At 68.4% G+C, this 17,714-nt stretch carries 19 protein-coding genes; 3 read left to right on the top strand and 16 right to left on the bottom strand.

Translation table 11 applies throughout. The features are described from left to right. Positions 1–29: 29 nt before the first annotated feature. Genes BLU77_RS10375 through BLU77_RS10360 form a run of 4 tightly spaced genes read right to left on the bottom strand, consistent with a single transcriptional unit; the run spans position 30 to position 4,664 of the window. On the bottom strand, positions 30–1,121 hold the full coding sequence (locus BLU77_RS10375; RefSeq protein WP_089772857.1) for an ABC transporter permease: 1,092 nt from the start codon (positions 1,119–1,121) through the stop codon (positions 30–32). Then, entirely contained in the window at positions 1,118–2,122 is a 1,005-nt protein-coding gene (locus BLU77_RS10370) for an ABC transporter permease (protein ID WP_089772856.1), read from the bottom strand. Before BLU77_RS10370 ends, BLU77_RS10375 begins: the two co-directional genes overlap by 4 nt. Next, the gene (locus BLU77_RS10365; RefSeq protein ID WP_089772855.1) at positions 2,119–3,630 is read right to left on the bottom strand and encodes a sugar ABC transporter ATP-binding protein; all 1,512 of its coding nucleotides are present in this window, start codon (positions 3,628–3,630) and stop codon (positions 2,119–2,121) included. Before BLU77_RS10365 ends, BLU77_RS10370 begins: the two co-directional genes overlap by 4 nt. Continuing rightward, complete coding sequence (locus BLU77_RS10360; RefSeq protein WP_089772854.1) at positions 3,630–4,664, bottom strand: autoinducer 2 ABC transporter substrate-binding protein; 1,035 nt, start codon at positions 4,662–4,664, stop codon at positions 3,630–3,632. Before BLU77_RS10360 ends, BLU77_RS10365 begins: the two co-directional genes overlap by 1 nt. 171 nt (positions 4,665–4,835) lie before the next feature. Between BLU77_RS10360 and lplAB the strand changes: the two genes are divergently transcribed. Then, the gene (lplAB, locus tag BLU77_RS10355) at positions 4,836–5,885 is read left to right on the top strand and encodes a lipoate-protein ligase LplAB (protein WP_089772853.1); all 1,050 of its coding nucleotides are present in this window, start codon (positions 4,836–4,838) and stop codon (positions 5,883–5,885) included. Between the two features lie 28 nt (positions 5,886–5,913). Here the strand turns inward: lplAB and trxA are convergent, their stop codons facing one another. From trxA to BLU77_RS10335, 4 genes are all read right to left on the bottom strand, one after another. Then, a complete protein-coding gene (gene trxA, locus BLU77_RS10350) occupies positions 5,914–6,306 on the bottom strand; it encodes a thioredoxin (protein WP_089772852.1) in 393 nt (130 codons plus the stop codon). Between the two features lie 69 nt (positions 6,307–6,375). Next, positions 6,376–7,074 carry a YggS family pyridoxal phosphate-dependent enzyme gene (locus tag BLU77_RS10345; protein ID WP_089772851.1) on the bottom strand — a complete coding sequence of 233 codons (699 nt, stop codon included), beginning with the start codon at positions 7,072–7,074 and terminating at the stop codon, positions 6,376–6,378. Beyond that, complete coding sequence (locus tag BLU77_RS10340) at positions 7,071–7,673, bottom strand: pentapeptide repeat-containing protein (RefSeq protein ID WP_175477027.1); 603 nt, start codon at positions 7,671–7,673, stop codon at positions 7,071–7,073. The genes BLU77_RS10345 and BLU77_RS10340 overlap by 4 nt, the downstream gene beginning before the upstream one ends. 31 nt (positions 7,674–7,704) lie before the next feature. Then, on the bottom strand, positions 7,705–8,040 hold the full coding sequence (locus tag BLU77_RS10335) for a hypothetical protein (protein WP_139177720.1): 336 nt from the start codon (positions 8,038–8,040) through the stop codon (positions 7,705–7,707). Positions 8,041–8,063: 23 nt separating this feature from the next. Between BLU77_RS10335 and BLU77_RS10330 the strand changes: the two genes are divergently transcribed. Next, positions 8,064–8,453: a YccF domain-containing protein gene (locus BLU77_RS10330; RefSeq protein ID WP_089772848.1), complete on the top strand. Its 390-nt coding sequence runs from the start codon at positions 8,064–8,066 to the stop codon at positions 8,451–8,453. Between the two features lie 13 nt (positions 8,454–8,466). Here the strand turns inward: BLU77_RS10330 and BLU77_RS10325 are convergent, their stop codons facing one another. From BLU77_RS10325 to BLU77_RS10305, 5 genes are all read right to left on the bottom strand, one after another. After that, positions 8,467–9,561, bottom strand: a complete 1,095-nt coding sequence (locus BLU77_RS10325) for a Fic family protein (protein WP_089772847.1) — start codon at positions 9,559–9,561, stop codon at positions 8,467–8,469. Between the two features lie 87 nt (positions 9,562–9,648). After that, the gene (locus tag BLU77_RS10320; protein WP_089772846.1) at positions 9,649–10,080 is read right to left on the bottom strand and encodes a methyltransferase domain-containing protein; all 432 of its coding nucleotides are present in this window, start codon (positions 10,078–10,080) and stop codon (positions 9,649–9,651) included. 25 nt (positions 10,081–10,105) lie between these two features. Beyond that, positions 10,106–10,630: a Cys-tRNA(Pro) deacylase gene (gene ybaK / locus BLU77_RS10315; protein ID WP_089772845.1), complete on the bottom strand. Its 525-nt coding sequence runs from the start codon at positions 10,628–10,630 to the stop codon at positions 10,106–10,108. Next, positions 10,630–11,712 carry a DUF2510 domain-containing protein gene (locus tag BLU77_RS10310; protein ID WP_089772844.1) on the bottom strand — a complete coding sequence of 361 codons (1,083 nt, stop codon included), beginning with the start codon at positions 11,710–11,712 and terminating at the stop codon, positions 10,630–10,632. Before BLU77_RS10310 ends, ybaK begins: the two co-directional genes overlap by 1 nt. Positions 11,713–11,779: 67 nt before the next feature. Beyond that, on the bottom strand, positions 11,780–14,323 hold the full coding sequence (locus BLU77_RS10305; protein ID WP_089772843.1) for a DEAD/DEAH box helicase: 2,544 nt from the start codon (positions 14,321–14,323) through the stop codon (positions 11,780–11,782). Positions 14,324–14,493: 170 nt separating this feature from the next. Here BLU77_RS10305 and BLU77_RS10300 point away from each other — a divergent pair, with 170 nt between their 5' ends. Beyond that, on the top strand, positions 14,494–15,285 hold the full coding sequence (locus tag BLU77_RS10300) for a glutamine amidotransferase (protein WP_089772842.1): 792 nt from the start codon (positions 14,494–14,496) through the stop codon (positions 15,283–15,285). Here the strand turns inward: BLU77_RS10300 and BLU77_RS10295 are convergent. Genes BLU77_RS10295 through BLU77_RS10285 form a run of 3 tightly spaced genes read right to left on the bottom strand, consistent with a single transcriptional unit; the run spans position 15,232 to position 17,691 of the window. Next, positions 15,232–16,038 carry a serine hydrolase domain-containing protein gene (locus BLU77_RS10295; protein WP_089772841.1) on the bottom strand — a complete coding sequence of 269 codons (807 nt, stop codon included), beginning with the start codon at positions 16,036–16,038 and terminating at the stop codon, positions 15,232–15,234. The genes BLU77_RS10300 and BLU77_RS10295 overlap by 54 nt on opposite strands. Next, positions 16,035–16,874, bottom strand: a complete 840-nt coding sequence (locus BLU77_RS10290; RefSeq protein WP_089772840.1) for a hypothetical protein — start codon at positions 16,872–16,874, stop codon at positions 16,035–16,037. Before BLU77_RS10290 ends, BLU77_RS10295 begins: the two co-directional genes overlap by 4 nt. Next, positions 16,861–17,691: a hypothetical protein gene (locus BLU77_RS10285; RefSeq protein WP_089772839.1), complete on the bottom strand. Its 831-nt coding sequence runs from the start codon at positions 17,689–17,691 to the stop codon at positions 16,861–16,863. The genes BLU77_RS10290 and BLU77_RS10285 overlap by 14 nt, the downstream gene beginning before the upstream one ends. Positions 17,692–17,714 lie beyond the last annotated feature (23 nt).

Raw genomic sequence — 17,714 nt, 5'->3', positions numbered from 1 at the left:
GCTCCTTCGTGGGGGATGGGTCGGAGGGACTACTGCGTGGTCGGGGTCTCCTCGGCGTCCGCGCCACCGGTCTCCTGGCGGCGGCGTCGCAGTGACACGCTGCCGAACAGCGAGGCACCGAGCAGAACAGCGCCGAGGGCGAGCAACTGCACCTGGGTGCCGACGTTGCCGGGGATCACGAGCAGGATCGAGGCGTTCAACCACACGATCAGCAGCGCGGAGAGCAGGATCCCGCTCAGCCTTCCGATTCCGCCGGTGATCGCCACCCCGCCGAGCACCGCAATCGTGATGGCCGGCAGCGCCATCCCGGAGCCGCTGGTGCCCGCATCGGGCCGGGCGGAGGCGAACTGGGCCACCGTGTACACGCCGACGAGGCCGCAGATCGCGCCCCCGTAGACGAACGCGAGTAGCCGGGTGCGTCGGGTGTTGATGCCCGCCCACCGTGCTGCTGTCTCGTTCGTGCCGAGTGCATAGTGCCGCCGCCCGTAGGTGCTGCGGTTCAGCACGAACCACGCGAGCACGGCTACCGGAAGCAGGAAGGTGAACACCCCGAGCGGCACCAGTGGCACGTACGCACCGATCAGGGGGAGCTCCACCTCGCTCGTGGCACTGTAGAACGCGCTGATCGACTCACCGGAGATCGGTCGCTGGCCGCTGACGACCAGGGCGATGGAGCGATAGGCGTAGTACGTGGCAAGGGTGGTGATCAGTGCCGGGAAGCCGGCATACGCCGTCAGGAGGCCGTTGATCGCGCCCAGCAGGGCGCCGAAGGCGACCGCCAGCACCACTGAGAGGAACAACGGCACGCCCCACTGCTGGTAGAGCATCCCGAACGCGATCCCGGTGAGGGAGACCATCGACCCCACCGAGAGGTCGATCGACCCGCGCCCGGACATGATCACCAGGAGTTCGGCGAGCGCCAGTAGCGCGAGCGGTACATAGGCGATCAACGCCGAGGCGAGATAGTCGGTGGTGAACCGGCCACTGGTGAGGCCGGCGGCGTCGAGCACCGTCATTGCCACGACCAGCACGATCAGCAGAGCGCCCAGCAACACGGCCCGGTCGCGTAGCCCGCCGGTCTCGATCCACCCGCGCACGCCGTCCACGATCCCGTTCTTCATGATCGCCTCCTCGCTCGCTCACGGACGAGGTCGGTGCCCACCGCCACCAGGATGAAGATCCCCACGAACAGGAAACCGACCTCGGAGGGCCACCCGAGCTGGGTGACCCCGGTGATCACGGTCTGGACGAGGATCGCGCCGAGCAGCGTGCCCACTACGCTGCCCCGGCCGCCGATGATGGAGGTTCCGCCGATCACGACGGCGGCGATCACCTGCAGCTCCTTGCCGGAGCCGACCGACTGGTCGAGCGTGGACGTGCCGGTGGCGATCACCATGCAGGCCGCCAACCCCGTGAGGGTGCCGGTGACGGCGTAGACGGTCATCAGCCGGGGCCGTACCTTGATCCCGGCGAGCCGCGCTGCGTGTGCGTTGCCACCGATCGCGTAGAGGTTGCGCCCGGCTCGGGTTCGGCGCAGGAACCACCAGGCGATCGCGACGGCGATCAGGGCGATCACGAACGAGTGCGGGATGCCGAGGGTCTGCCCGCCCGCGCCGCGACCGAAGAACGCCAGGGTGCCGGGGATGCCGTTCACCGTGGAGGAGTCGAACACCCGGTACCCGATGAACAGGAACACGTTCCAGGTGCCGAAGGTGATGATGATCGGGTGCACTCCGCCGTAGGCAACCAGCACGCCGTTCAGTGTGCCGAGGGCGAGCCCCACCACCATCGCGAGCAGCACCGCCACGATCGCCGGGATCTCTACCGCCACCAGCACGCGGGCGGTCACCACGGCGCACACCATCACCATGCCGGCCACGGAGACGTCGATACCGGCGGTGATGATCACGAAGGTCATCCCGACGCCGATCAGGGCGATCGGTGCCACCTGCACCAGCAGCGGGCCGATCGATCCCGCGCTGAGGAAGGCGGGCGTGGTCAGTCCGAGCAGCACCCAGAGCGCGGCGATCACAACGATCAGTACGGCCTCCTGGCCGGTGAGTACCGGGGGAAGGATCTTCCGGAGGGAGAGCTGATCGGCCCGTTCCGTGGTCGTGCTCATGAGGTGCCCTCACTGACGATGTCCCCGGCCGCCGCGGTGAGCACCTCGGCCTGGGTGGCCGTGGGTGGGAACTCCTCGGCGATCTTCCCGTTCCGGAACACGACCACCCGGTCGGCGATGCGCAGCACCTCGGCGAGGTCGGTGGTGATCACCAGAATCGCCGTCTCGGCGTCGGCCAGGTCGGAGACGATCTGGTGGATCTCCTCCTTGGCTCCGACGTCGACGCCCTGGGTGGGCTCGGCCAGCACCAGCAGGTCCGGTCGTTCCACGAGCTGGCGGGCGAGGACGACCTTCTGCGCGTTCCCACCGGACATCGCGCTGACCGGCTGTCGCTGACTGGGTGTCTTGACCGCGAGCCGGTCGATCAGCGAGCCGGCGATCGTGCGTTCCGCGGCGGGGGAGACCCACCCGGCCACCTTTCCGAGGAGGCCGAGCGAACCGATCGTGATGTTGAATGCGATGGACTGGAAGGAGAACGTGCCCTGGGCGGAACGGTTCGCGGGCAGCATCCGGATTCCGCGCTGCTTCGCCGCCTCGGGGGTGGACACCCGGGCATCGCTGCCCATGACCTCCATCCGGCCCGACGTCGGCTGGCGCATCCCGTAGATGGCGTCGCCCACCTCGGCGGCACCGCAGCCCACCAGCCCATACAGGCCGACGATCTCCCCGGCCCGCACACTGAGCGAGACGTTCTCGAAGTGTCCCTCCAGGCTGAGCGAGTCCAGCTGGAGGCGCACCTCACCCGGCGGGTTCGGTTCTCGAGCCCCTTCGGTGAGCTCTCCGCCGACCATGCGCTCCGCGATCTCGCGGACGGTAAGGTCGGCCAGCGGCTCGGTGTCCACCGTGCGACCGTCGCGCATGATGGTCACCTCGTCGGCGATCCGGAACAGTTCGTCCAGGCGGTGGCTGATGTAGATGATCGCCACCCCCTGCTCGGCGAGCCGCCGGACCACCCCGAAGAGCACCTCGATCTCGGTGTCGGTGAGGATCGCACTCGGTTCGTCCAGGATCAGGATCCGGGCGTCGTCCAGGAGGGCCTTGGCGATCGACACCTGCTGCTGGGTGGCGATCGAGAGGTGCCCGATCGGTGTGGCGGCGAGGTCGCGGTCCAGCCCGACGAGCTCGAGCAGCTCGAACATCCGGGGGGCCTGCCGGCGCCAGTCGATCACCGGACCGCTCGTGATCTCCCGCCCCACGAAGAAGTTCTCCGCCACCGTGAGCTCGCCGAAGAGTTGCGGCTCCTGGTACACGGTCTGCACGCCGAGGTCGAGGGCCGCGCCGGTGGATTCGATGGTCACCGGGTCGCCATCGATCTCGATCGTGCCGGAATCGGCGTGCTCGGCCCCGGCGAGGATCTTGATCAGGGTGGACTTCCCGGCACCGTTCTCGCCCACGAGGGCGTGCACGGTGCCGGGGCGGACCGTCAGGTCGGCGTGCCGGATCGCCCGCACACCGCCGTACCGCTTCGAGATGTCCCGCATCCGCAGACGCGGTGTGGACTCACTCATCAGTAGTCGTAGTCGCCGGCGTTCTCCGCGGTGAAGACCGTGGGCGGCCCGAGCAGCAGCACCCCGGTGCTGTCGTCGTACTCCACGGCCGTGAGGTCTTCGTTCACCGCGTTCGTCGCCTCGAACTCGACCTCGTTCTCCAGCTGAACCCCGGCCCACCCGGTCAGGTAGCCCAGGGCCTCCACGTCCCACAGCACCGAAGCGCTCGACGAACCGGTCTCCAGGTACGGCAGCATTGACTGCGGGGTCCCCAGGCCGACCGTGAACACCTCGCCGACGCGGTCGGCGTCCTCCACTGCCTGCGCCACACCGGGTGCACTGGAGGTGCACTCGCCTACGAGCCCGGTCAGGTCCGGGTTGGCGAGCATCAGGTCGGTGGCCATCTGCGTGGCGCGTGCCTGGTCCTCACCGGCGTAGACGATGTCGACGATTTCCGCGTCGGGGTACTCCGAGGCGGTGTAGGCCTCCTGCACCTCGATCCAGGCGTTCAGGTTGGCTGCCGTCTCACCGCAGGAGACGATCGCGTACTCGCCCTCGCCGCCCATCGCTTCCATCAGGGAGTCGGTGAGCTGCTGGCCGATGCCCTCCACGGAGGCCTGCGAGATGAACACCTCGCGGACCGAGTTGGGCGCGTCGGTGTCGGTGGTGGCCACGTGGATGCCGGCGTCCTGAGCTTCCTGCAGCAACGGCGCCATCGAGTCCGGGTCGTTCGGTGCCACGAACAGCACGTCGACCTCCTGCTGGATGAACGAGCGCACGATGTCGGCCTGGGCGGCGGCGTCGGCCGTGGTCGGCCCCTGGTAGAGCCACTCGAACCCGAGCTCCTCGGCGGCGGCCATCCCGCCGGTGTTCATCGCCTCGAAGTACGGGATGCCCTGGAGCTTGGGCACGAACGCGATGGTGATGTCATCGGCTGCGCCCTCGCCGCCCGTGCCCGGATCCGGGTCATCGTCGCGGGTGGTGCACCCGGCGAGAGCCAGGGTCGCAGCCAGGCCGAGGCTGAGTACGCCTGTGGTTGCCTTGGAGATCGTCATTGAATGCTCCTTCGTCGAGAGAATCCGATGGGTGGCCGGAACGTTGACACCCCCGTCGTGCAACGATTCAGCCATCCTGTCATTACACGTAGCGTCTGTCAGCCCCGTTGCCAGATTGAGACCTGACCGTCGGCGCATCGGCGTCGGGAGGGCAGCGCATAGGCTGAGACAGTGAGCAGAGGCGAGTACAAGGTGCCCGGCGGCAAGCTGGTGGCGGCCGAGGTGGAGGTGGCCGACGGCCGCCTCGCGCAGGTGCACATCAGTGGCGACTTTTTCCTGGAACCGGATGAGGCGCTGGAACGCATCGACGCCGCGTTGACCGGGCTGCCGGTGACGGCCAAAGTGCAGCAGATGGCCTCGCTGGTGGAGGCGGCAACGGCGGATGCGCACATGGTGGGCTTCACCCCGCAGGCGGTCGCGATCGCCGTCCGGCGTGCGCTGGGCAAGGCCACCGGCTGGCACGACCACACCTTCGAGGTGGTGCATCCGGGTCCGATGGAGCCCACGATGAACCTTGCCCTGGACCAGGTACTGCTCGAGGAGGTCGGGGCCGGTCGGCGCGGCCCGACGCTGCGCATCTGGGAGTGGTCCGGCCGGTGCCTGATCCTGGGCTCGTTCCAGTCCTTGCGCAACGAGGTGGACACGGCTGCTGCGCAGGAGCTCGGAATCCAGGTGGTGCGGCGCATCTCCGGCGGGGGAGCGATGTTCGTCGAGCCCGGGAACGCGATCACCTACTCGCTGTATGTGCCCGGTTCACTGGTGGAGGGCTTGAGTTTCGAGCAGTCGTACGCGTTCCTCGACGACTGGGTGATCGGCGCCCTGCGTGAGCTCGGCATCGAGGCCAAGTACGTACCGCTGAACGACATCGCCTCACCGGCCGGCAAGATCGGTGGAGCCGCACAGAAGCGGCTCGCGAACGGCACCGTGCTGCACCATGTGACGGCGAGCTACGACATCGACGCGGTGAAGATGCTCAAGGTGCTGCGGATCGGCCGGGAGAAGCTCTCCGACAAGGGCACCACCAGCGCGAACAAGCGAGTGGACCCGCTACGCAGCCAGACCGGCATGTCGCGCGAGGCCATCATCGAGTCGTTGAAGAACCACTTCCGGGCCCGCTACGCCACAGTCGACGGTGACCTGCATGAGGAGGAGATCGCGCGCGCCGGTGAGCTGGCCGTCGGCAAGTTCTCCGATCCGGACTGGATCGCCCGGGTGCCGTAACCCGGGCGATCCGTCCTGGGTGGTGGAGCTAGCCCTGCTCGGTGTGCCCCGCCTCGTGTGCGGCCTGTTGCTCGGCCACCTGAGCCTTGACCTCGTCCATGTTCAGGCCCTTGACGCCGTCGATGAGCTCCTCGAGGGACTTCGCGGGGAGCGCGCCGGCCTGGTTGAACACGAGCACGCCCTCACGGAACGCCATCAGGGTGGGGATCGCCTGGATCCCGGCCTGCCCGGCGAGCATCTGCTCGGCTTCGGTGTCCACCTTGGCAAAGGTCACGTCGCCGTGCTGCTCGGAGGCCTTCTCGTAGACGGGTGCGAACTGCTTGCACGGTCCGCACCACTCGGCCCAGAAGTCGATCAGCACGATGTCGTTCCCGGTGATCGTCTGCTCGAAGTTCTCGGCGGTGATGTCGATGGTGGGCACTGCTACTCCTTGATCGGGGGATGCTCTCCCAGGCCCAACACAGCATGTCGCCAGGTATTCCCGGGGGTCTCACACCGCCCGTGTGCCGAACACTCCGGTGCCCACCCGCACCATGGTCGCGCCGGCGGCGATCGCGATCTCCAGGTCGCCGGACATCCCCATGGAGAGCTCTCGTGCCTCGCCTGTACCTGCCTCACCCGAGCCCACGACAGCGCGGGCCACCTCAGCCAGCCCCGTGTAGCTGGCCCGCACCTCGCCGGCGTCCGAGGAGTTCGCCCCGATGGTCATGAAGCCACGCAGGTGCAGGTGCTCCAGCGAGCCCACGACGGCGGCCAGCTCGCCCGCTGCTTCGGGTGTCACTCCCGCTTTGGTTTCCTCGCCAGAGGTGTTGACTTGGATGAAGACGTCCAGATCCCGTTCCCGGGTCTCGGCGGCGCGGTCGAGCCGTCGGGCCAGCTTCGCCGAGTCCACGCTCTGCACGCAGTCGGCCCAGCGCATCACCTGGTTCACCTTGTTCGACTGTAGGTGCCCGATGAAGTGTGTCTCGTGGGGAACGTCGACGAGGTCGGGCTCGGTGGCGATCAGTTCCTGGGCACGGTTCTGTCCGATCAGGGTGGCACCCGCGGCGAACGCCTCCTGGATCCGCACTGCTTCCACCCGCTTCACCGCGAGCAATAGGCGCACATCGTCCGGATCGCGCCCAGCTGCCTCGGCGGCGGTGGCAGTACGGGACCGGACGGCCTCGAGGGAGGCCGCGACCGCCGTCATCGGCCCTCCTCGGTGAGCGTGATGCCGAGGTGCTCGGCGAACGAGCCGAGCCCACTCACCGCGTCCCCGTGGGTCATCGACACCCCGCGCAACGCGTCCACCCCGGAGATCCGTTCCAGACGGCAGCCGGTCATGGTCACCTGCTCGGCCCGCAACCCGGCGAAGCGCGCCTCGGACAGGTCGCAGTCGATGAATCGGACCCGCTGCAGCCGGGCGCCGCTGAGGTCGATCTGGCGCAGGGTCGCGTCGGTGAACGTCACATCGGTCCAGGTGGCGCTGTGCGCGGAGAGCAGGTCGGCGACGACCTCGGTGGCCCTCACCTCCCGCATCCGCGACCGCAACCAGGAGGACCCGGTGAGCCGGGCGCCGTCGAGGGTGCACCGGACCAGTCCGGTGTCCCGGGTGGTCAGTCCCGCGAGGTCGGCACCGGTGAGGTCGCAGTCGGTGAAGGTGCAGCGCTCCCAGGTGCCCTCGGCTGCCCGGAGCCGCCGCAACGAGGAGCTGTCCAGCTCGAGCTCGTCGATCTCGGCACCGATCCACACCTCGCCGGTGAGGTCGTGATTGGTCAACGTCGCGCCGCACAACTCCTCAGGTCCCACCGTGCCAGCGTAGCCCGCCGGCATGCACGGCTCAGGGCGGGCAGGTCGTGACCCGGAGCTGGGCCCCGTCGGTCAGTTCGAGGTGGCCACGCGTTGCTGTCGAGGTACGCAATGCCTCCTCGAGGTGGACGAGCAAGAGGTTCCATCCGGCATGGGAGCGTCCGAACGCCGCTCGCGCGCTTCGGTTCAGCCTGACGGCTGCGCGCGACAGGTCCGCAGGGTCGACATCCCAGGTCACGATCTGTGGCGGCGTGCCGACGATCGTGAAGGTGAAGCGGCCGCCGGCGTAGACAACCTCGATGCCGTCACACTCGTCGATGAACTCCAACACCCGGAGCGCGCTCGGGGGAGTCTGCGTTGCGGCCACCCTAGCCAGCCTAGACTGGAACCGTGCGCACCCTGCTGAATCTCATCTGGCTTGTCTTCGCGGGCTTCTGGCTGGCCGTCGGCTACGCAGTCGCTGGGGTGATCTGCTGCATCCTGATCGTCACCATCCCGTTCGGGATCGCCTCGTTCCGGATGGCCAACTATGTGCTGTGGCCGTTCGGACGTGAGGTCGTGCGCAGGCCGGACGCCGGTGCGGGGTCGACGATCGGGAACATCATCTGGTTCATCGTTGCCGGATGGTGGCTGGTGATCGAGCACATCGTCACGGCGATCCCGCTGTTCATCACCATCATCGGCATCCCGATGGGCTGGGCGAACCTCAAGCTCATCCCGATCTCACTCACCCCGTTCGGGCGCGAGATCGTGGAGACGCATCGGCCGTTCGCGAGCTGACTCGTCGCGCCGTTCAGTCCCAGCTGCCGTGCATCAGTAGGCTGAGGAACTGGGTATTGACGAAGAGCCGCTCACGACCGGCCTTGACGTCCCGGATCAACCCCGCATTCACCAGCTCGGTCAACCATCGGGTGGCGGTTGGTCTGGAGATGCCACACCTGTCCATGACGACTGCGATGCGGGTGTAGGGCTGTTCGAACAGCACCGCCAGCAGTTCTGCATCGGCGCCACCCTTCGATGCGCTGCGAGCCTGGGTTGCGAAACTCGCTTGCAGGTCCTGGATGGCGGCGATCTGCCGCGTGGTGGCGAGCGATGTTCGCTCGATGCCGGTGAGGATGTAGGTGATCCACTCCTCCCAACGGCCCTTCGTGGTCACGTCGAGCAGGAGCCGATAGTAGTCCTGCTTGGTGCCGATGAGGTATCGCGAGAGATAGAGCAGCGGCTGGTGCAGCAAGCCAGCCTCGACCAGCATCAGCACGTTCAGGATTCGCCCCGTGCGACCGTTCCCGTCGGCGAACGGGTGGATCGCCTCGAATTGATAGTGCGAAGCAGCCATGCGGACCAGTGGATCCATACCATCGTCTGTGTGGACGAAGGCTTCCCACTCTGCGAGTTTGTCCCGGATGAGGTCGTGACCTTCTGGAGGTGAGTAGATGACCTTCCGGGTCGAGGGGTTGGCGATGCGTGTCCCGGGCAGCGACCGGATCGTCACCTCGTGTCCCTGGACCACGCTGCATATCTTCTCGGCGGCACTGGCTGTCAGGCCGCGCTGCTGAACAAGTTCGGAGCCGACTCGTAGCGCGGTACGGTATCGGAGCGTTTCGCGAGTGGCGGGATCAGTGGCCGTATCGGCCACGTTGACCTGACGAAACAGTTCGTCCGTCGTGGTGACGATGTTCTCGATCTCCGAGCTTGCCTGAGCCTCAAGCAGTGGAATCGTGTTGATCAGGACCGCCGGGTTGGGCATCGAGCGCCCGGCTTGGTCGAGCTGAGCGAGGGCAGTTCGTGCGCCGATCGTCGACTTGAGGACCCGCCGGGTCTCGAGGCTGCCGGCGTCAGGCGGAGGGGGTAGCTCGTTGAAGGGGCGGTCTGCCTGCCAGTGCGTCATGACACAGAATTTGTCACATCGGGCTGACATGTAAAGATCACGACGAAAACTTTACATGTTCTCGTGGCTCATGGTGCCTCCGATCGGTCAGCGACCGGGCAGCTCGACCTCGCGCAGCGGGTCGCCGCCGTCGATAAAGAGTCGCCCGGTCGGCGTGAGCGCAGCCGCGATCCGCTCCTTGGCCAGTGCACCGGCCCGGGGGTGGCGGCCGTCGAGTGCTCCGACCCGGACGGCGAAGGCGAGGTCGAACGGTGCCTCGGACGTGAGCAACTCGAAGTGTTCGGCCGCGACCTGGCGTGTGCTGAGCACACCGGTCTCGATCTGTGCTGCGGCGTTGCGGCGAATCTGGGCCACACCGGTGGCGGAGCGGTCGATCACCAGGATGTGGCCGTTCCCGATCCGCTCGGCGACCGCTCGTGCCGCGGCGCCCGGCGCACCGCCGATCTCCAGGACCCGAAGCCCTGGCCGTAGCGGCAGCGCGGCAACGATTGCGGCGAGCCGGGGTGACAGCGCGTTCATGCTGCCCTGTGGCACCGACGGCACATCATCGGCTCCGGTTCAGGTGGGTGGTGATCGGCTCGAACCTCCCATGCGTCACCTGGGCCAGGTCCTGCGGCGCGAGGGAGATGTCGAACCCGCGGCGGCCGCCCGAGACGTACATAAGCGGCAACTCCTGGGCGGTGGCATCGATCACTGTGGGCAGGGCCGTGCGTTGACCGATGGGGGAGATGCCCCCGGTCACGTATCCGCTGGACCGTTGCGCCGCGGCCGGGTCAGCCATCGTTGCCTTCTTCTGCCCCAGCGCCTGGGCGAGCGCCTTGAGGTCGAGAGTCTCGGCCACCGGCAGGATGGCCACCGCGAGGCCCTGTCCGGGTAGGCCGTCCACCCGGGCCACCAGTGTCTTGAACACGACCTCCGCAGGCACCCCGAGCGCAGCCGCCGCTTCCAACCCGTAGCTCAGCTCGCTGGCCGGGTCGTGGGCGTAAGGGTGCGTGCCGAAGTCGATCCCAGCATTCGCCAGCGCCACGGTGGCCGGGGTGCCGCCGGAGGCGGTGCGCTTCCTGCCCATCAGGCCGGACCCGTCACGTCGATCGTCACCGTCGTCTGGTCGCCGTGCCACTCGGAGACGAGCAGCAGCAGGTCACCCGCGGGCAGGTCTGCCTCGATGAGTGGATCGAGCTCGTCGTTCTCGTAGTCCCGGTCGTCGTTGGAGCGGTCCCGGCCGTCCGAGTCCACGGACACGAGGGTGGGGTCTTTGCTGCCGGTGTCTCGCACGTCGATCGTGTACGCACCGTCCTCGGGGACCGTCGCTACCCCGACCCAGTACCCGTCGTCGGGCACCTCCGCCGTGTACCGCTCGCCGACTGTCACCGTCTCGGTGACTGCGGTCGCGATGAGCTCGAGGCCGCTCTGCTCGCCCCGCACCTCATTGACCAGCACGGTGTATTCGCCCTGCGGGAGCCGGACCATCGCCAACGGGTCCAGGGACGTGCCACCCACGACGTCGGCCAGCTCCCGGCCCCGGTCGTCCTGTTCGACGATCTCGGAACCGGAGGAGTCCTGCACGCTCAGAAAAAGGTCCTCGCCGTCCTCGGACCGCACGTCGAGCAGCACGACCGTTTCCGCGGACACGCTCACCGTGCCCTCCCACTGGCCGGCACGCTCGACCTCTCCCGTGGTCGACTCGTCCAGAGTCACCGTCCCGGTGGTGGTGGTGCCACCACCGGTCGGACCGCCGGTGGGATCGGGGTCGTCGCCGCGCAGGCCCGAGACTGCCCACCAGCCGAGCCCTGCCACCAGCAGCACGGCCAGGACCACGAGGGAAGCCACCGCAGCCACTCCGCCGGGAGTCTTGCGGACCCCGTCCCCGAACACTTTCGTGCCGGAGTCGTCCTTCCCCGGCGCAGGGGTGCCCCACGCCGTTGACGTGGACCAGGCCCCCGGCGTTCCGGGCGTGACCATCACATCGGGACGTTGGTGCGTGACGCCGGCCAGATACGGGTAGTCCTCGTGCGCGGTCTGCGGCCCGGTCGGCTCCTCAGCGGTGGGCAGTGCCGGGGCGTAGTAGTCGGTCCAGGAGTCCCCGTCCCAGTACCGTTGCTGGTTCTCCCCGGAGGGGTCCGGGTACCAGCCCGCCGCCTGATCGCTCACTCGATCATCGTAGAGGGCCCGACGGCGTGTGGCCGGGTGCCGGAGTGGGGAGCGCTCACCATCGACGTCACCCTTGAGCGGTGGCCGGTCCGAGCTCGAGTTCGGTGAGCACCACCCGGCCCGCCTCGGCGCTCGCGGCCAGGTCGACCCGCACTCGCAGCCGCCAGTCGCGGTCGCCCTCGGGATCGTCCAGCACCTGCTCCACCTGCCACTCCTGGTCGCCGGCGGTGATGCGCACCATGGAGCCAGACCGGGCCTCCGGCCCGATGCCCAGGTGGTCGTACTCGTCCCAGTACCCGTCCATCGCCTCGGCCCACCGGGACGCGGTCCAGCCGGCGGCACCGTCCAGCGCACCCAGGGAGTCGTACGCCTCCCTGGCAGCCAGTTCCACCCGATGGAAGACGGCGTTGCGCACCAGCGCGCGGAACGTACGTGGGTTCGCGGTGATCGGGGCGTCCGGGCCCGGACCGAAGCGCGCCTCCTCGCCCTCTGTTGCTTCGCCGTCGGGTGTGACGTCCGGATCGGGGGTGAGGCCCTGCTGCAACGCCTCCCACTCGGCCAGCAGGGACGAGTCCACCTGCCGCACGGCCGTCCCGAGCCACTCGATCAGCTCGGCGAGCTCCTCGGTGCGCATCGTCGCTGGGACTACTTGCCGGAGCGCCTTGTACGCGTCGGTCAGGTAGCGCAGCACGACCCCTTCGCTGCGGGCGAGCTGGTAGCGGGAGATCAGCTCGGAGAACGTCATCGCGTGCTCGGCCATGTCCCGGACCACAGACTTCGGCTTGAGCTCGTAGTCGTCCACCCACGGGTTCGTGGTCCGGAACTCGGCGAGGGCCGCGGTCAGGAGCTCGGCGAGCGGGCGCGGGTAGGTGACCTCCTCGAGGGCGTCCATCCGGTCGGGGTAGTCCATCCCCTCGGCCTTCATCGCCGCCACGGCCTCCCCACGGGCCGCCTTCTCCTGGGCGATCAGCACCGGCCGCGGGTCCTCCAGGGTCGCCTCGATCACCGAGACCACGTCGAGTGCGAAGTCCGGATGCTCCTGATCGAGCAGCTCGAGCGCGGCGAGCGCGAACGGGGACAGGGGCGCGTTCAGGGCGAAGTCGTCCGGCACCTCACCGACCAGCCGGACCATCGGCCCGTCCGCACCGTCCACCCGTTCCACCAGCCCCGCCTGGCGCAGCGTGCGGTAGATGGAAATGGCCCGGCGCACATGCGGGTTCCGCTCGGTGGGAGCGTCGTGGTTCTCGACGAGCAGACGGCGCATCGCGGCCAACGGGTCGCCCTCGCGGGCCAGCACCCCGAGCACCATGGCGTGCGAGACGGAGAACTGGGAGGTGAGTGGTTCGGGGTCGGCATCGCGGAGCCGCTCGAAGGTCTTGTCGGTCCAGTTGACCACCCCGGCCGGGGCCTTCTTGCGCACGATCTTGCGCTTCTTCTTCACGTCGTCGCCGGCCTTGGCGAGCGACTTCGCGTTCTCGATCACGTGCTCGGGCGCCTGCACGATGACCTCGCCGATGGTGTCGAAACCGGCCCGCCCGGCGCGTCCGGCGATCTGGTGCATCTCGCGGGCGCTCAGGTGCCGCGCGCGGACGCCGTCGAATTTGGTGAGCCCGGTGAGCACGACCGTCCGGATCGGCACGTTGATGCCCACGCCGAGGGTGTCGGTGCCGCAGATCACCGGCAACAGACCGGCCTGGGCGAGCCGTTCCACCAGCCGCCGGTACCGAGGCAGCATGCCGGCGTGGTGCACGCCGATCCCGCTGCGCAGCAGGCGGGAGAGGGTGGACCCGAACCCCTTCGCGAAGCTCACGTCTCCCAGGGCCTCGGCGATCCGTGCCTTCTGCGCCTTGCTCGCCACCGCGACCGAGGTGAGCGCCTGCGCCTGCGCGACGGCGGCCGCCTGGGTGAAGTGCACCAGGTAGGCAGGAGTACGGTGCGTGCCGAGCAGTTCGGTGATCAGCTCGTTCAGCGGCTCCACCGAGTAGGTGAAAGTCAGCGGCACCGGGCGTTCGGTGTTCGCGATTACCGCGACCGGGGCGCCGGTGCGGCGGGTGAGGTCCTCGGCGAAGAAGCTCACGTCACCGAGCGTGGCACTCATCAGCAGGAACTGAGCGCTGGTCAGCTCCAGCAACGGCACCTGCCACGCCCAGCCCCGTTGTGGGTCGGCATAGAAGTGGAACTCGTCCATCACCACCTGGCCGGCGTCGGTGTCCTCACCGGTGCGCAGGGCGCGGTTGGCGAGGATCTCGGCGGTGCAGCACACGATCGGGGCGTCGGCGTTGATCGAGGAGTCCCCGGTGACCATGCCCACCTGGTCGGCTCCGAAGATCTCCACCAGGTCGAAAAACTTCTCGCTCACCAGGGCTTTCAGCGGGGCGGTGTAGACAGTGCGGATCCCGCGGGCCAGCGCCACGTAGTGCGCGGCGACGGCGATCAACGACTTCCCCGAGCCGGTGGGCGTGGAGCAGATCACGTGCGCCCCGGTGACCAGCTCCAGGAGAGCCTCCTCCTGATGGGGGTAGAGGGGCAGCCCTCGCTCGGCGGCCCACTCCGTGAAGGTCTCGACGAGCGCGTCGTCGTCGGTCGGGTCCGTGGGCAGGGTGAGAGTCATTGCGCACCATTGTCTCCTGCCGTGGCTGGCGCAGACGACGGGTATGTGTACTCACCTGGGCCTATGCTGCGAGGCTCGACGCATGCCCGTCGATTGCGTAGGCGTTCGCACTCCGAGACGCTCTCGGCAATCCGGCCAGGGAGCCGATCGGGTGCTGAGATGATGCGGGCATGAATCGCCCGCTCTGTTTCCTCGCCTCACGTGCGGAGGACGTCGCCGCCGACGCCGAGTACGCGAGCGTGCTGGCGCACACCGGGCTGAGCGAGACCGAGCTGGTGCGGGTGCGCCTAGATCGCGGCGACCGGGTCGGCGATATCACCGGCTATGCCGGGGTGATCCTCGGCGGGAGCCCGTTCACGGTGAGCACACCCGAGCTCGAGAAGTCACCGGTACAGCGGGCCGTGGAGGCCACCCTGCTGGATGTGCTCGACGACGTCGCCCGCCACCAGGTTCCGTTCCTAGGGCTGTGCTACGGCGTTGGCGTCGTCGGCCGGTGGGCCGGCGGTGAGGTGGACTCCACCTACGCGGAGAACACCAGCGCCGTGGAGATCACCCTGACCGAGGCAGGCCGGACGGACCCGCTGCTGGCGGACCTGCCGGACCGTTTCGACGCCTATGTCGGGCACAAGGAGGCGTGCACGACCACGCCACCGGGCGCCGTCGTCCTGGCCTCTGCACCGGAGTGCCCGGTGCAGATGTACCGGTTCGGGCCCGGGCAGTATGTGACCCAGTTCCATCCGGAGATGGACGCCGACGCCGTCCGGCTCCGGATCGAGGTGTATGCGAACTCCGGGTACTTCGCCCCGGACGCGGTGGCCGAGGTGATCGAGCGCACCGCACAGGCGGATGTATCTGCCGCGCACCAGGTGCTGCGGGCCTTCGCGCAGTGGTGCGGTGCAGGTGCCGACTCAGGTCGCCGCGAGGATCTCGCTGTTCAAGCGCGGCCACAGCTGCCCGTGTAGGTCTGCCTGGAACGGCTTCTCACTGAGGAACGCCGCGACCAACTGAGCATCAGGATCGACCCACAGGAAGCTTCCGGATTGCCCGAAGTGGCCGAACGTGGCGGGGTTCGCCTCCGGGGCTGTCCAGTGCGGCGACTTGTCGCCGCGGATCTCATACCCCAGCCCCCAGTCGTTGTGCGACTGGTTCCCGAAGCCGGGCAGCACGCCGCTCAGTCCTGGGAAGTGCACGGTGCGTGCGATCCGGCCGAGCTCGGGGTCGATGAGGGTGGGGGTGAGTAGCTCCAGACCCAGGGCGAGCATGTCGAGCACGTTCCCGGACGCCGCGTGCGCAGCGCTCCCGTGGAACTCGACGGTGCTCATCTCCAACGGCTCCAGGATCACGTCGTGCACCCACACGGAGAAGTCGGTGTCCACCGCGTCGGAGACATGCCCGGCGAGGGTCTCGAACCCCACGTTGGAGTACACCCGCCGCTGGCCCGGGCGCTGCTCCGGACCGCCGTTCTCGAATGGGAGGCCGGAGGCGTGTGCCAGCAGGTGCCGCACCGTGGACCCCTCCGGACCGGCGGGGGAGTCGAAGCCCACGTACCCGCGGTCGACGGCGATCAGGGTCGCCAGCGCCGTCAAGGGTTTCGTCACCGACTTCCAATCGTGGACCGCCTCGGTGTCGCCGTCGAGGCTGGCCACCTCGGTGGAGGTGGAGACGGCGAGGGTCACCGGGAAGTCGAAGGAGTCCAGCGTGGGGTAGGTGCTCACCCGTCCAGCCTGCCAGAGTGCGGGCCCTGCCCGGGTGGCAAGACGGCGGTGGCGAGGAAGAACTTCCGGCGTGGGAAGTCTCGTACCTCGATCAGCGTGTGCGCCGGATCATGCTGCGCCGACACCGCCAGATACACCTGCGCGTGTGACCGTGGCAGCCATCCTCGATCCGATCCGGGGGCGGTCGACTCGACCATGAGCGGCCCGTCCGGGGCGTGCACCTGCGCGACGAGGCGAGTGGACGCGTGGTCCTGCCCTGCGGCATGGGCGGCCACGATCTGCCCCGTCAACCGCACTCCGGCCGGGCCGCTCCCCAGGCGGTACCTCCGGCCAACCTCCCTGAGGTGCGCGCGGCACTGCCCGATCCCGTGCCTACCGCGTAGCACCAGCACCAGACCGGTGGCAACGAGGGCCACCTGCAGCGCTGCCGGCGCGAGATAGGCCACCCACTGCACGCCGGTCCACGGCTCGCTGACGGTGCGCCCCACCACGATCGGGGTGTCCTGCAGCATCGCCCGGAGTGAGAACAACCCGAGCCCGAGCGCCAGGCCCAGGCACAGCGCGCCGTCGAACAGCGATTGCAGGGGTGGTCTGTCCAGGTTCGGTGTCATCGCATGTGCCAGCAGATGGGCGGAGAACACCCACAGCGCCGTCAGGAGAACAGCACCCACGAGGGCGATGGCAAGGATGGGCGCGGTGCCACCCGAGCCGGAGACGAGGAGGTGGTGGCGTGCATCTGCGGTGAGTGCTGCCACGCCTCCGGCGATGCCGCCACCGACGAACAGGATCAGCGCGCCGAGGCTGATCAGGACCGCGCTGTGGTCACGTGTAGGCATGCTGGCTCACCGCACGAGGGCACGCGCTGGCCATCAGGTACGTCGCATGCGGGAACCGGCGGGCCTCGATCAGGGTCTGCGCGGAGTCGTAGGGGGAGGAGGTGGACAGGAAGACCTGAGCCTTCGCGCCCGGCAGCCAGTCCCGACGGGTGCCCGGTACGGTCGCCTCGATGGTGCGCAGCCCGTCCGGCGCCTGGACCTGGGCGACGACCAGGGTCTGGTCGAGAGCGCTCGGGACGGCCTCGGCCCTGACGATCTGACCGGTCAGACGCATCCCTGCCGGGCCTTGGCCGTGTCGGCGCCTACGCCTCGTTTCTGCCACGAAGGCCAGATCGCCCTTCACGTCGCGCCCACCGCGAACCATCAGCATGATGCCACCGATGAACACGACGATCTGCACGACCGGCGGAGCGAGAAAGACGACCCATTGCAGCATGTCCCATGCTTGTTCGGCCGAGCCCCAGGACGGGTTGCTCATCCGCCCGACGGTCAGTTCGTCGGAGCCGATCATCGACCACAGGTAGACGCTGCACAGGCCGAGCGCGATACCGGCGCCGTGGGCGCCGTAGAAGAGCAGCCTGACACGCGGAGTCCCCAGTCGAGGTGTGATCTCCCCGGCCTTCGTGCGGGCATGAAGGACACTGAGCCCGATCAGGACGAGCGGCACGGCGAGCGCGACCACGATCGTGGGCGCCGTGTACGTGGCCTCCCCGCGTACGAGCAGATCGTGTCTCGGAAGGCCCCAGGAACCGATCAAGACGCCGGCGAAGGCCCCGCAGAAGAACAACCAGGTCGACCACAGCTCGACCGTCCTCATCGCTGTCTCCCACGTCGTTCGAA

It is taken from the genome of Ruania alba, assembly GCF_900105765.1.
GTDB classification, from domain to species: Bacteria; Actinomycetota; Actinomycetes; order Actinomycetales; family Beutenbergiaceae; genus Ruania; species Ruania alba.
This window is presented reverse-complemented; position numbering and strand designations above follow the sequence as displayed.

Excerpts from the sequence above, each read along its gene's own strand:
- BLU77_RS10375 (WP_089772857.1), bottom strand. The coding sequence starts at position 1,121 with ATGAAGAACGGGATCGTGGACGGCGTGCGCGGGTGGATCGAGACCGGC.
- BLU77_RS10370 (WP_089772856.1), bottom strand. The coding sequence starts at position 2,122 with ATGAGCACGACCACGGAACGGGCCGATCAGCTCTCCCTCCGGAAGATC.
- BLU77_RS10365 (WP_089772855.1), bottom strand. The coding sequence starts at position 3,630 with ATGAGTGAGTCCACACCGCGTCTGCGGATGCGGGACATCTCGAAGCGG.
- BLU77_RS10360 (WP_089772854.1), bottom strand. The coding sequence starts at position 4,664 with ATGACGATCTCCAAGGCAACCACAGGCGTACTCAGCCTCGGCCTGGCT.
- BLU77_RS10345 (WP_089772851.1), bottom strand. The coding sequence starts at position 7,074 with ATGACGGCGGTCGCGGCCTCCCTCGAGGCCGTCCGGTCCCGTACTGCC.
- BLU77_RS10325 (WP_089772847.1), bottom strand. The coding sequence starts at position 9,561 with ATGACGCACTGGCAGGCAGACCGCCCCTTCAACGAGCTACCCCCTCCG.
- BLU77_RS10320 (WP_089772846.1), bottom strand. The coding sequence starts at position 10,080 with ATGAACGCGCTGTCACCCCGGCTCGCCGCAATCGTTGCCGCGCTGCCG.
- ybaK (WP_089772845.1), bottom strand. The coding sequence starts at position 10,630 with ATGGGCAGGAAGCGCACCGCCTCCGGCGGCACCCCGGCCACCGTGGCG.
- BLU77_RS10305 (WP_089772843.1), bottom strand. The coding sequence starts at position 14,323 with ATGACTCTCACCCTGCCCACGGACCCGACCGACGACGACGCGCTCGTC.
- BLU77_RS10300 (WP_089772842.1), top strand. The coding sequence starts at position 14,494 with ATGAATCGCCCGCTCTGTTTCCTCGCCTCACGTGCGGAGGACGTCGCC.
- BLU77_RS10290 (WP_089772840.1), bottom strand. The coding sequence starts at position 16,874 with ATGCCTACACGTGACCACAGCGCGGTCCTGATCAGCCTCGGCGCGCTG.
- BLU77_RS10285 (WP_089772839.1), bottom strand. The coding sequence starts at position 17,691 with ATGAGGACGGTCGAGCTGTGGTCGACCTGGTTGTTCTTCTGCGGGGCC.